Genomic DNA, 12,969 nt, shown 5'->3' with positions numbered 1-12,969 from the left:
CGGTTAAAATATGGACTGGAATTTACCCATCTCAACCTGGATGGACTTCACCTGGGTGTAACTCTGAAGCGTCATGACGCCGTTCTCACGGCCAATGCCGGAGTGTTTGTAGCCACCGACCGGCATCTCTGCGGCGGATTCGCCCCAGGTGTTGATCCAGCAGATGCCCGCTTCGAGCTGATGAATGGCGCCGTGGGCGCGGTTCAGATCGGCAGTGACGATGCCCGCCGCCAGACCGTAGTCGGTATCATTGGCGCGGCGAATGGCTTCTTCGTCAGTGTCATAGGTAAGAATGGACATCACCGGGCCGAAGATCTCTTCGCGCACGATGGTCATTTCGTCGGTGCAGTCGGTGAACACGGTCGGGGCCACCCACGCGCCGTTATCAAAGCCGTCGCCCTTCAGCACGTCGCCGCCGCACAGCACGCGCGCGCCTTCCTCTTTGCCTCTGGCGATGTAGCGCAGCACGCTCTCGCGGTGCGGGAAGCTGACCATCGGGCCAAAGTTGGTGTTTTCATCGAACAGGTCGCCCGCGCGGATGCGGCCCACGCGCTCAACGATTTTTTGCTCAAACGCGGCTTTGACCTTCGCGGGCACGAACACGCGGGTGCCGTTGGTGCACACCTGACCGGAGCTGAAGAAGTTCGCCATCATGGCGATATCTGCCGCGAGATCCAGATCCGCGTCGTCAAACACTATCAGCGGAGATTTACCGCCCAGCTCCATCGTCACCTCTTTCAGGGACGAGGCCGCCGAGTTCGCCATCACCTTTTTGCCGCTGGCCACGCCACCGGTGAAGGAGACTTTGGCGATGCCCGGATGCTCGGTCAGGAACTGGCCGGTCTCTGCGCCCACGCCCGGCAGGACGTTAAACACGCCGTCCGGCACGCCTGCTTCGGTGTAGATCTCCGCCAGTTTCAGGGCGGTAAGCGGAGTCACTTCGCTCGGCTTGAAGATCATCGCGTTGCCCGCCGCCAGCGCCGGGGCCGATTTCCACAGGGCGATCTGGATCGGGTAGTTCCACGCGCCGATGCCCGCCACCACGCCCAGCGGCTCGCGGCGGGTGTAGACGAACGAGGTGTCGCGCAGCGGGATCTGGCTGCCTTCCAGCGCCGGGATCAGCCCCGCGTAGTACTCCAGCACGTCCGCGCCGGTAACGATGTCGACGGTCGAGGTTTCGGAATACGCTTTACCGGTGTCGAGGGTTTCCAGCGTTGCCAGCTCGTCGTTGCGCTCGCGCAGGATATCGACGGCGCGACGCAGGATGCGCGAGCGCTCCATGGCGGTCATCGCCGCCCAGATCTTCTGCCCGCGCTGTGCGCTTTCCACGGCGCGGTCCACGTCTTCGTGCCCGGCGGCCTGCACGGTTGCCAGAACTTCACCGTTCGCCGGGTTGATGGTCTCGAAGGTGCGACCGCTGGTGGCGGATGTATAACCACCATTGATATAAAGCTGCTGTTCTGCCATTCGGGACATAAATTCTCCTCGGTTAATCGGTCGGTAAATGCTGGCTGATAAAGTGGCTGGTGAGCGACTGGGCCAGGGTTTTATCCAGCGGTTTGCCGCTGAGCGCAGCGCGCAGCCATAGCCCGTCAATCAGTGCGGCAAGCCCGTAGCCCGCCTCTTCAGCCTGTTCACGCGGCAGCTCGCGGCGGAACTCGTACACCAGGTTTGAGAGCAATCGGCGGCTGCTGACCTGCTGCAAACGGTAGAGCATCGGCTGATGCATGCTGCTGGCCCAGAAGGCCAGCCAGGCCTTCATCGCCGCGCCGCTGATCTGGGTTTCATCAAAATTGCCGCCGACAATCGCCTGCAATCGCTGCTCTGCGCTGCCGTCCGGCAGGGCGCGTAAACGGCTTAATACCGCGTCGCGCAGCTGACCGGTGATGTCACGCATGGTCGCTTCCAGCAGACCGTTTTTATCTTTGAAATAGTGGCTGATGATCCCCGTGGATACGCCCGCCCGACGGGCGATTTGCGCGATGGTTGCGTCATGCATTCCCACTTCATTAATTGCTTCCAGCGTGGCATCGATTAGCTGCCTGCGCCGGATCGGCTGCATCCCCACTTTGGGCATTTTTGCCACTCCATTCATCAGCGTTGGTTAACTATTAAAGCGGTTTTTGATTGGACGTTCAATATAAAATGTGTCTTAATTGTTGCGGATTTGGATTTCAATAGTTACAAAAACAGTGGGGATACTGGATGACAGACCTTTCACAGGACAGAGAAAAAGACAAAATCAACCCGGTCGTTTTTTATACGTCCGCCGGGCTGATTTTGTTGTTTTCCCTGACGACCATTTTCTTTCGTGATTTTTCTGCCGAGTGGATTGGGCGCACCCTGAACTGGGTGTCGAAGACCTTCGGCTGGTACTATCTGCTGGCGGCGACGCTCTATATTGTCTTCGTGGTCTGCATTGCCTGCTCGCGCTTCGGTTCGGTGAAGCTCGGGCCTGAGCAGTCCAAGCCCGAATTCAGCCTGCTGAGCTGGGCCGCGATGCTGTTTGCCGCGGGCATCGGCATCGACCTGATGTTTTTCTCCGTGGCGGAACCGGTCACGCAGTATATGCAGCCGCCGGAAGGGGCAGGGCAGACGATGGAGGCCGCGCGCCAGGCGATGGTCTGGACGCTGTTCCACTACGGCCTGACGGGCTGGTCGATGTACGCTCTGATGGGCATGGCGCTTGGATACTTTAGCTATCGTTATAATTTGCCTCTTACCATCCGCTCCGCGCTGTACCCGATTTTCGGCAAAAAGATCAACGGCCCTATTGGGCACACGGTAGACATCGCGGCGGTGATCGGCACCATCTTTGGTATCGCGACAACGCTCGGAATTGGCGTAGTGCAGCTTAACTACGGGCTGAGCGTGCTGTTTGACATCCCGGATTCGATGGCGGCGAAGGCGGCGCTGATTGCGCTGTCGGTGATTATCGCCACCATCTCGGTGACCTCCGGCGTGGATAAAGGGATTCGCGTGCTCTCCGAGCTGAACGTCGCGCTGGCGCTGGGGCTGATCCTGTTCGTGCTGTTTATGGGCGACACCTCGTTCTTGCTCAATGCCTTAGTGCTGAACGTGGGTGATTACGTGAACCGCTTTATGGGCATGACGCTGAACAGCTTCGCCTTTGACCGTCCGACAGAGTGGATGAACAACTGGACGCTCTTCTTCTGGGCGTGGTGGGTGGCGTGGTCGCCGTTTGTCGGCCTGTTCCTGGCGCGTATTTCGCGTGGGCGCACCATCCGTCAGTTCGTGATGGGCACGCTGATCATCCCGTTCACCTTTACCCTGCTGTGGCTGTCGATTTTCGGCAACAGCGCGCTGCACGAGATCATCCACGGCAATGCGACTTTTGCCCAGGAAGCGATGGCGCACCCGGAGCGCGGCTTCTACAGCCTGCTGGCGCAGTATCCGGCGTTTACCTTTAGCGCGTCCGTAGCGACCATTACCGGCCTGCTGTTCTACGTCACCTCGGCGGACTCCGGCGCGCTGGTGCTGGGGAACTTCACCTCGAAGCTCAAGGACATTAACAGCGACGCGCCGAACTGGCTGCGCATCTTCTGGTCCGTCGCCATCGGCCTGCTGACGCTCGGCATGCTGATGACCAACGGCATTTCGGCGTTGCAGAACACCACGGTGATCATGGGCCTGCCGTTCAGCTTCGTGATCTTCTTCGTGATGGCCGGGCTGTATAAATCGCTTAAGGTGGAAGACTACCGCCGCGTCAGCGCCAGCCGCGACACCGCCCCGCGTCCGCTGGGCGCGCAGGACAGGCTGAGCTGGAAAAAACGTCTCTCGCGCCTGATGAACTACCCCGGCACGCGCTACACCAAACAGATGATGGAGACGGTCTGCTTCCCGGCCATGGAAGAGGTGGCCCAGGAGCTGAAGCTGCGTGGCGCCTACGTGGAGCTGAAAAACCTGCCGCCGGAGGAGGGCGAAACCCTGGGGCACCTGGATCTGCTGGTGCACATGGGCGACGAGCAGAACTTTGTCTATCAGATCTGGCCGCAGCAGTATTCGGTGCCCGGGTTCACCTACCGGGCGCGCAGCGGGAAGTCGACCTACTACCGGCTGGAGACCTTCCTGCTGGAAGGCAGCCAGGGGAATGATTTGATGGATTACAGCAAGGAGCAGGTGATCACGGACATTCTGGACCAGTATGAACGGCACCTGAACTTTATCCATCTGCACAGGGAAGCGCCGGGGAATAGCGTGATGTTTCCGGATGTATAAATGGATTCTTAAAATTTTGCCGACCTGTATATAAATACAGTATTTTGGCGCAATATTACTCAAGGAAGAGTAACAATGTAGCAAGAGCCTGATCCTGATGTATTCAGGCTTTTTGCTGCGATTAGGGAAGGAATTATGGATGAGTCACGCGATAGAGTTTATCGAAACATCACTCTTTACCCGGCAGATTAAAAGCATTGCTACGGATGATGAATTAAAGGATCTGCAAAAGGAACTCATTGCCTGGCCTGATAAAGGCGACCTGATACAACAGACGGGTGGGTTACGTAAAATAAGGATGGCGGCAGGTTCAAAGGGAAAGAGAGGCGGTGCCAGAGTGATTTACTTTTTGGCCACGGAGGAGGTGATCTATTTCATCATGGCCTATCTAAAAAGCACCAGGGACAGCCTGACTGAGACAGAGAAAGCTGAACTTAAAAAACTAACTTCTGTTCTGAAAAATAGTGCTTCCTGTGCCGTAAATGGTAGGTGTACTATGTACCCTATTCAGGCAGGAGGAGGCAGACAATGAGTATATTTGATGAATTAAAATCTTCGCTTGAAGAAGCCGTTGAGATCCACAGCGGAAAGAAAACAGCTTCCAGAGTAACCCGCTATGAAGTTGCAGATGTTCGCGCAATCAGAGAACAGCTCAATATTACCCAATGCGAAATGGCGAAGGCGCTTGGCACGAGCGTTGACACGATAAAAAGCTGGGAGTCCAAACGTCGCAACCCAACCGGGCTGGCGGCGAAGGTACTTAACGTGATTCGGGAGAATCCTGCATTTTATAAGGCCCTTGCCGGGCAGTAGGCAGCCCTCTTGCCGGGTGGCGCTGCGCTTACCCGGCCTACAAATCTGCTTTACCGTAGGCCTGATAAGCGAAGCGTCATCAGGCACGCCCTTCATTGACACAACTTTAATGATAATTATTTTCATTTAAACATAGCCTGTGCTATACCTTATAGCACAGGCTAATTTTGCTTTGAATTTAATCACCTCAGGAGACTTCTGCGATGCATCCACGGCAAGGATTGAAGCGTCTGTTGCTCGGCGCGCTGCTCATGACTGCGACCACGACCGGCGCGCTGGCGGCTGAAAAGTTCCAGGTCATCACCACTTTTACCGTTATCGCTGATATGGCGAAAAACGTGGCGGGGGATGCCGCTGAGGTCACCTCCATCACCAAACCGGGCGCGGAAATTCACGAATACCAGCCCACCCCGGGCGATATCAAACGCGCGCAGAAGGCACAGCTGATCCTGGCGAACGGCATGAATCTGGAGCTGTGGTTCCAGCGCTTTTATCAGCATCTGAACGGCGTGCCGGAGGTGATTGTCACCAAAGGCATCACCCCGATGGGCATCAGCGAAGGGCCCTATAACGGCAAGCCCAATCCGCACGCGTGGATGTCGCCGGACAACGCCCTGATTTACGTCGATAACATCCGCGACGCGCTGGTGAAGTACGATCCGGCCAACGCACAGACCTACCAGCGCAATGCGGAAGCCTACAAGCAGACGATCACCGCCACTCTCGAACCACTGCGCAAGCAGGTCGCGGAGATACCTGAAGACAAACGCTGGATGGTAACCAGCGAAGGTGCCTTCTCCTATCTGGCGCGGGATCTGGGGATGAAAGAGCTTTACCTGTGGCCGATCAACGCCGACCAGCAGGGCACGCCCCAGCAGGTGCGCAAGGTTATCGATCTGGTGAAAAAACATCACATTCCGGCGGTGTTCAGCGAAAGCACGGTCTCGGATAAGCCCGCCCGTCAGGTGGCGCGGGAAACCGACACCCACTACGGCGGCGTGCTGTACGTCGACTCTCTGAGCGCGGAAAACGGCCCGGTGCCGACCTATATCGATCTGCTGAACGTCACCACCCGCACGCTGGTGCAGGGCATCCGTGACGGCATGAAGGAGTAACCATGCACGAGGGGATTGTTGTAACCGACGTGACCGTGACCTACCGCAACGGCCACACGGCGCTGCGCGACGCATCGTTCAGCGTGCCGGGCGGATCGATTGCCGCCCTGGTGGGGGTGAACGGTTCCGGCAAGTCCACGCTGTTTAAGGCGGTGATGGGGTTTGTGCGGGCGGCGAGCGGCACTATCTCCATTCTGGGGCTGCCGCCTCACCGGGCTCTGCGTCAGAACCTGGTCGCCTACGTGCCGCAGTCGGAAGAGGTCGACTGGTCGTTTCCGGTGCTCGTCGAGGACGTGGTGATGATGGGCCGCTACGGGCATATGGGGTTTCTGCGTCGTCCCAAAGAATGCGATAAGCAGATCGTCACCGACGCCCTGAAGCGTGTAGATATGCTCGAGCTGCGCCATCGGCAGATTGGCGAGCTGTCCGGCGGGCAGAAGAAGCGCGTGTTTCTGGCGCGGGCGATTGCCCAGCAGGGCGAGGTGATCCTGCTCGACGAGCCGTTTACCGGCGTGGACGTCAAAACCGAAGCCAGGATCATCAGCCTGCTGCGGGAGCTGCGCGACGAGGGTAAAACGATGCTGGTCTCGACCCATAACCTGGGCTCGGTCACGGAATTCTGCGATTACACGGTGATGGTCAAAGGCACCGTGCTGGCGAGCGGCCCGACGGAAACCACCTTTACCGCCGAGAATCTCGAGCGCGCCTTTAGCGGAGTGCTGCGCCACGTGGTGCTCAGCGGCTCGGAAGATCGCATTATTACCGACGACGAACGCCCCTTCGTCACGCACCGTCAGGAGGCCAAATGAACGTGCTTCTCGAACCCTTCGGCTACGAGTACATGCTCAACGCGATGTGGGTCTCGGCGATGGTGGGCGGGCTGTGCGCGTTTCTCTCCTGCTATCTGATGCTCAAAGGCTGGTCGCTGATCGGCGATGCGCTGTCGCACTCCATCGTGCCGGGCGTAGCGGGGGCCTACATGCTCGGGCTGCCGTTCTCGCTGGGGGCGTTTTTATCGGGCGGGCTGGCGGCGGGCAGCATGCTGTTTCTCAACCAGCGCAGCCGCCTGAAGGAGGACGCCATTATCGGGCTGATCTTCTCCTCGTTTTTCGGGCTGGGGCTGTTTATGGTCTCGCTCAACCCGACCTCGGTGAACATTCAGACCATCGTCCTCGGCAATATTCTGGCTATCGCCCCGGAAGATATCGTCCAGCTGGCGATTATCGGCGTGGTGTCGATAGTTATCCTGCTGTTCAAATGGAAAGATCTGATGGTGACCTTTTTTGATGAGAACCACGCCCGCGCCATCGGCCTGCGTCCTGAACGCCTGAAAATTCTCTTCTTCACGCTGCTGGCGGTCTCTACCGTGGCGGCGCTGCAAACCGTCGGCGCATTTCTGGTGATCTGTCTGGTGGTCACGCCCGGCGCGACCGCGTGGCTGCTGACCGACCGCTTCCCGCGCCTGCTGATGATTGCCGTCGCCATTGGCAGCATCACCAGCTTCCTCGGCGCGTGGGCCAGCTATTACCTGGACGGCGCCACCGGCGGCATTATCGTCGTGGCCCAGACACTGCTGTTCCTGCTGGCGTTCGTCTTTGCGCCGAAGCACGGACTGCTTGCCAGCCGACGTCGGGCGCGGGAGGCACACCCATGTTGACGCTGCTTCTCGAACCGTTCCAGTTTGCGTTTATGATCAACGCGCTGCTGATTTCACTCATGGTGGCCGTGCCCTGCGCGCTGCTGTCGGTTTTTCTGGTGCTGAAAGGCTGGGCGCTGATGGGCGACGCCATGAGCCACGCGGTGTTTCCCGGCGTCGTGCTGGCCTGGATGATGGGCCTGCCGCTGGCGCTGGGCGCGTTCGTGGCCGGTCTTTTCTGCGCGGTCGCCACCGGATATCTGAAGGATAACAGTCGCATCAAACAGGATACGGTCATGGGGATCGTCTTTTCCGGCATGTTCGGCGCCGGGCTGATCCTCTATATCGCCGTCAAACCCGAGGTGCATCTCGACCACATTCTGTTCGGCGATATGCTGGGTATTAACGTGATGGACATTCTGCAAAGCGGTCTCGTCGCGGGGCTGATTGCGCTGGTGATTGGCCTGAAGTGGCGCGATTTTCTGCTGTTTTGCTTTGACTATCAGCAGGCGCAGGCGAGTGGCCTGCGCACCCGCTGGCTGCACTACGGCTTACTGTGCATGGTTTCGCTGACCATCGTCGCGACGCTGAAAGCGGTGGGGATCATTCTGTCGATTTCCCTGCTAATTGCGCCCGGCGCCGTGGCGGTGCTGATTACCCGACGCTTTCACATGGCGCTGCTGGTGGCGGTCGCCGTTTCAGCGCTGGTGTCGGTAAGCGGCGTTTATGCCTCGTTTTATCTCGACAGCGCGCCTGCGCCGACCATTGTGGTCCTGTTCGCGATGGTGTTTATCGTGACGTTTGTGGTGACCAGCGTGAAGGCTCGTCGCCAGGAGCGTGTGACAGCAGGGTGATGACCTGTTCGCCGTGCTGCTGCCAGTGCAGGCGGAAGGCGGTGCCTTCTTCAAAGCCTGCCAGTTGACGGGTCAACGCCAGCGTGAGCGTCTTGTCGTCGAGCTTAGTAACGCGGGCGCAGTCAAAACCCATCCAGGCCTGTACCTGCGGAAAGAGGGCCTTAAACAGGCTCTCTTTGGCGCTGAAGACCAGCGTCAGGGCGAGGGCGAACGGGTATCCCTGGCGGGAAAGCACAGGTTCTTCCTGCGTATCAATAATGCCGTCTTTGATTTCCCTGGCTTCGTTTTCGAAGAGGATCGTTTCACAATCGATGCCGATAAGCGCCGGGTATTGCGTGACGACGGCTATCGCCTGCGTGCCGCTGTGGGTGATGCTGCCGGAAATACCTTGCGGCCAGAGCGGTTCCCCGCTGGGGCCAATGGCGGGCATGGTGTGGTCAGGTAAGGCGTGCGCGGCGGCGATGCGGCCTGCCAGGTGGTCGGCCTTGCGTTTGCGTCCGGCGTCAGCAAGCTGCGCGTGATGGGGGAGCCAGAGGAGATCGGCGTCGGTAAAGGTGGCGGGGTCGAAAGTGATGCGGTGGAGGGTGTGGCCGGCGAGAGAAAATGTGCTGTGGGTGGTGTGCATGGTTTTTCCCTTCAGTATTGTGCGGCCTGATGCCCTCACCCCGGCCCTCTCCCATGGGGAGAGGGGGAAGTCACTGCCTTTATCAGAACCTCGTATTCACGCTCATATACCAGGTACGGCCCGGTTCATTATACGTATACGCGCCCGCACCGTACATATACGCACCCGTCGTGGTATTACCCGTGGTCTGGGCGTTACCGGCGCGCCACTGGCGCTTGTCGAAGACGTTGTCCACGCCGCCGGTCAGGCTGACGTTTTTGGTCACGTCCCAGGTCGCGCTCAGGCCAACGATGCTGTACGGGCTGACTTCGTCTTTTTCAGACCCGGTCACCGGCTGACCTTTGTAGTTGTACTTCTTCGGCTGCTGCTTGCCGTACCAGGTGAAGGTCGACTGGAGCGATACGTCCTGATGCACCTGCCAGCTCAGGGTTGAGTTCAGCGTGTACTCAGGAATGATCGACAGACGATCGCCGGTCTCCTTGTTCTTGCTTTGCAGCATGTAGGTGATGTTATTGGTCCAGTTGATGGTATCGCTGACCGGTACGTTCAGGGAGCCTTCCAGACCTTCTACTACCGCCTTCGGCACGTTTTCCCACTGGTAGATATCGGTGGTGACTTTGCCGGTGGACGTCTGGCCAATCGGCGCATAGCCCGCTTCAATCTTGTTGCGGTAGTCGTTGCGGAACCAGGTCACGCCCGCCAGCCAGCCGTCGCGTTTCCACTCCAGGCCAATCTCTTTGTTGATGCTGGTTTCCGCTTTCAGATCGTCGTTACCCATCATGTAGCAGCCCACGCCGTCGGAACTTGCGTAGCAGCCCTGGCCTTTACTGTACAGCAGATAGTTCGGGTTGGTCTGGTACAGGCTTGGCGCTTTATAGGCGCGCGCGATGCCCATCTTCAGGGTGAAGTCATCCCCCAGACCCTGCGACAGGTTCAGGGACGGGCTCCAGTTATTACCCACAATGGTGTGGTGGTCGAAGCGCAGGGCAGGGGTCAGCATGGTGCTGTCGGTCAGCTCCATGTTGTTTTCGGCAAACAGGGAGAAGATCTCCGCTGAAGTGTACGGGCTACGGTCTTCGCTCATGCCCGGAATGGTGCCGCCCTGCTGGGTTTGCGTGAAGGAGGTCGAGTCCTTCATGCGCTGCTGGTTCCACTCGGTGCCGAGCGTCAGGTTCTGGTTCACAATGAAATCAATCGGCAGGTTGATTTCGCTGTGCAGCATCACGTCGGCCAGGTCGGTATCGGTGAATTTATTGCTGTTGAACAGGCCTTCCAGACCGCCCGCTAGCCCTTCGCCCAGACGCGAGTTGCGGGTGTGCTCGTACTGCGCCCAGTTGCTGGTGGTAATGCCGTTATCCCAGCCGCCGTTCCAGGTCACCGCGAAGTTCTGACGATAGATACGGTTAGTCTCTTTACCGTAGTTCTTCTTCACCAGCCCGCTTGAGCTGTTGTCGTTGTTGGTATTCTGGGTATCGCCCGCGTAAAGGTTGTTCTGGCGGCTGTATCCCGCCTCAAACTCCAGGGACTGCATAGGCGCAAAGTCCCAGCGCACCACGCCGTTGATGTCTTTATTCTCGACCCCTTCACGGCCTGCCGGCAGCGTGTCGGCATATGCGCCGGTACGGTCAGACTGATGGCCCTGGTTAATGTCCCAGGCGTCGGCCTGGGTTTTATCCAGGTTACCGTACATGCGGAAGCTGAAATCCCCGCCCAGCGGGCCGCTCAGGCTGAAGTTAGTGCGTTTGGTGGAACCTTCGTCTTTATGCTCTGGCGCATTCAGGTAGGTGTTCCAGGAGCCGTGCCACTGGTCGTCAAATTTTTTGGTGATGATGTTCACCACGCCGCCCGCCGCACCGTTACCGTAGCGGGCAGCAGCCGGGCCACGGATCACTTCGATGCGCTCGATCATCTCCGGCGGGACCCAGCCGGTATCGCCGCGGGTATCACGCTCGCCGCGCCAGCCCAGACGGATGGAGTTGCGGCTGGTGACCGGCTTGCCGTCGATCAGGATCAAGGTGTTTTCCGGGCCCATGCCGCGAATGTCAATCTGACGGTTATTCCCGCGCTGGCCGCTGGTGGAGTTGCCGGTCAGGTTAACGCCCGGCATGGTGCGGATGATTTCCGCCACGTCGCGCGCGGGCGGGTTTTTGCGGATCTCGTCGGCGGTGATGGTCGACACGCCCGGCGCCTGCAAATTCTGCTCGGCGGCGGTGATCACCATGGTGTCTTCATGCTGCGCGGAGGCGGTGTTGTCGTCTGCCATGACGGGCAGCGCGACACCATAAATCCCTAAATTGACCAGCAAGGCCAGAGAGTGAATCTTCTTATTCATTGTACGTCCCGCTTTTATGGTTATTTAATGAGCGCGCTTCCCACAGCGCGGGCATTACGCTATTGCAAATGCAAATAGTTATCAATAATATTATCAATAAAATTTGCTCTGAAACAAAAAAGACTGTTAAACATGGGGTTATAAGGGTGACGGCGTTAACAACCGGAAGTGAAGCGTGGTGGCAGGCGAAAGACGGGCCGGAACGGGAACGTCATCAGGAAAACTATCGCGTGACATTCTGGTGGCGGGACCCGGCGGGAACGCAGAAAACGTCGACGGTTAAACGCGTCTGGCTCTACGTCACCGGTGTGACCGATCACCATCAAAATGCCCGTCCGCAGTCCCTTGAACGTATCCCGGATACCGACGTCTGGCAGTGGCAGGGCGAGTTCAGCCCGGAATGGCGCGGCAGCTACTGTTTTATCCCCTCCGACAATGAAAACGATTTTGCCAGCGCAGTGTTTGAAGGCGATCAGCCGGACCGCATGGCGCTGCGCGAAGGCTGGCGCAAACTATTGCCGCACGCGGTGTCCGACCCGCTGAATGCCCAGAGCTGGCGCGGCGGGCGCGGGCACGCCGTCTCGGCGCTGGAGATGCCGGAGGCGCCCGTACAGCCCGGCTGGAACCATCCCGATACCCCTTACAAAAAGCCTGTCTGCATTGAGTGGCACAGCGCGCGTCTGAAGAACCGTCGCCGCGTGTGGGTTTTTACCACCGGGGATGAAAGCCCCGAGCGCCCGCTGGCGGTGCTGCTCGACGGGCAGTTCTGGGCCGAAAGCATGCCCGTCTGGCCTGCGCTGGCGTCGCTCACCCATGAAGGCAAACTGCCGCCTGCGGTCTATGTCTTAATCGACGTGATTGACACCGCACACCGCAGCCGCGAGCTGCCGTGTAACCCTGATTTCTGGCTGGCGGTGCAGGACGAACTTCTCCCGCAGGTGAAAAGCATGGCCCCGTTCAGCGACCGCGCCGACCATACCATGGTGGCGGGTCAGAGCTTCGGCGGGCTCTCTTCCCTCTATGCGGGCCTCAACTGGCCGCAGCGTTTTGGCTGCATCCTCAGCCAGTCCGGATCCTACTGGTGGCCGCACCGCGGCGCGCAGCAGGACGGGCTGCTCATCGAACAACTCAAAGCGGGTGACAAAACCGCTCGCGGGCTGCGCATCGTCCTTGAGGCCGGGCGCAACGAGTCGCTTATTTTGCGCGCAAACCAGGCGATCCTCGCCGAACTACACACTCAGCAACCGGTTTTCTGGCGTCAGGTTGACGGCGGACACGATGCGCTTTGCTGGCGCGGTGGGCTGACGCAGGGGCTGATGACCCTCTGGCAGCCGCTTATTCAATAACGGAGTCTG

At 58.9% G+C, this 12,969-nt stretch carries 11 protein-coding genes and 1 pseudogene; 8 read left to right on the top strand and 4 right to left on the bottom strand.

Annotated elements, in window-relative coordinates; genetic code table 11:
- Positions 1-3: 3 nt before the first annotated feature.
- Entirely contained in the window at positions 4-1,476 is a 1,473-nt protein-coding gene (gene betB, locus ACOTX5_RS14920) for a betaine-aldehyde dehydrogenase (RefSeq protein ID WP_045910672.1), read from the bottom strand.
- 13 nt (positions 1,477-1,489) lie between these two features.
- On the bottom strand, positions 1,490-2,077 hold the full coding sequence (gene betI / locus ACOTX5_RS14915) for a transcriptional regulator BetI (RefSeq protein WP_017382531.1): 588 nt from the start codon (positions 2,075-2,077) through the stop codon (positions 1,490-1,492).
- Between the two features lie 128 nt (positions 2,078-2,205).
- Between betI and betT the strand changes: the two genes are divergently transcribed.
- From betT to ACOTX5_RS14880, 7 genes and pseudogenes are all read left to right on the top strand, one after another.
- Entirely contained in the window at positions 2,206-4,239 is a 2,034-nt protein-coding gene (gene betT, locus ACOTX5_RS14910) for a choline BCCT transporter BetT (RefSeq protein WP_045344553.1), read from the top strand.
- A gap of 139 nt (positions 4,240-4,378) precedes the next feature.
- Positions 4,379-4,702, top strand: a pseudogene (locus ACOTX5_RS14905) (type II toxin-antitoxin system RelE/ParE family toxin); the annotation flags it as partial.
- Between the two features lie 65 nt (positions 4,703-4,767).
- Positions 4,768-5,052 carry a NadS family protein gene (gene nadS / locus ACOTX5_RS14900; protein ID WP_032670406.1) on the top strand — a complete coding sequence of 95 codons (285 nt, stop codon included), beginning with the start codon at positions 4,768-4,770 and terminating at the stop codon, positions 5,050-5,052.
- Positions 5,053-5,255: 203 nt separating this feature from the next.
- The gene (locus ACOTX5_RS14895; RefSeq protein ID WP_045910671.1) at positions 5,256-6,167 is read left to right on the top strand and encodes a metal ABC transporter substrate-binding protein; all 912 of its coding nucleotides are present in this window, start codon (positions 5,256-5,258) and stop codon (positions 6,165-6,167) included.
- A gap of 2 nt (positions 6,168-6,169) precedes the next feature.
- Positions 6,170-6,976 (top strand): iron/manganese ABC transporter ATP-binding protein SitB, encoded by an 807-nt coding sequence (sitB, locus tag ACOTX5_RS14890; protein WP_017382524.1) that lies wholly within the window; start codon positions 6,170-6,172, stop codon positions 6,974-6,976.
- Positions 6,973-7,824: an iron/manganese ABC transporter permease subunit SitC gene (gene sitC, locus ACOTX5_RS14885; protein ID WP_015571185.1), complete on the top strand. Its 852-nt coding sequence runs from the start codon at positions 6,973-6,975 to the stop codon at positions 7,822-7,824. Before sitB ends, sitC begins: the two co-directional genes overlap by 4 nt.
- The gene (locus tag ACOTX5_RS14880; RefSeq protein ID WP_045910670.1) at positions 7,818-8,657 is read left to right on the top strand and encodes a metal ABC transporter permease; all 840 of its coding nucleotides are present in this window, start codon (positions 7,818-7,820) and stop codon (positions 8,655-8,657) included. The genes sitC and ACOTX5_RS14880 overlap by 7 nt, the downstream gene beginning before the upstream one ends.
- On the opposite strand, the gene entD is transcribed toward ACOTX5_RS14880, so the two are convergent.
- Entirely contained in the window at positions 8,593-9,282 is a 690-nt protein-coding gene (gene entD / locus ACOTX5_RS14875; RefSeq protein WP_039271382.1) for an enterobactin synthase subunit EntD, read from the bottom strand. The genes ACOTX5_RS14880 and entD overlap by 65 nt on opposite strands.
- Positions 9,283-9,364: 82 nt before the next feature.
- Positions 9,365-11,614 (bottom strand): TonB-dependent siderophore receptor, encoded by a 2,250-nt coding sequence (locus tag ACOTX5_RS14870; protein ID WP_017382520.1) that lies wholly within the window; start codon positions 11,612-11,614, stop codon positions 9,365-9,367.
- A gap of 146 nt (positions 11,615-11,760) precedes the next feature.
- Here ACOTX5_RS14870 and fes point away from each other — a divergent pair, with 146 nt between their 5' ends.
- On the top strand, positions 11,761-12,960 hold the full coding sequence (gene fes / locus ACOTX5_RS14865) for an enterochelin esterase (RefSeq protein ID WP_063438918.1): 1,200 nt from the start codon (positions 11,761-11,763) through the stop codon (positions 12,958-12,960).
- Positions 12,961-12,969 lie beyond the last annotated feature (9 nt).

It is taken from the genome of Enterobacter cloacae complex sp. IR5441 (assembly GCF_049238215.1).
GTDB lineage: Bacteria > Pseudomonadota > Gammaproteobacteria > Enterobacterales > Enterobacteriaceae > Enterobacter > Enterobacter hormaechei_C.
Note: the sequence above shows the minus strand (reverse complement) of the source record. Positions and strands in the feature narration are given on the sequence as shown.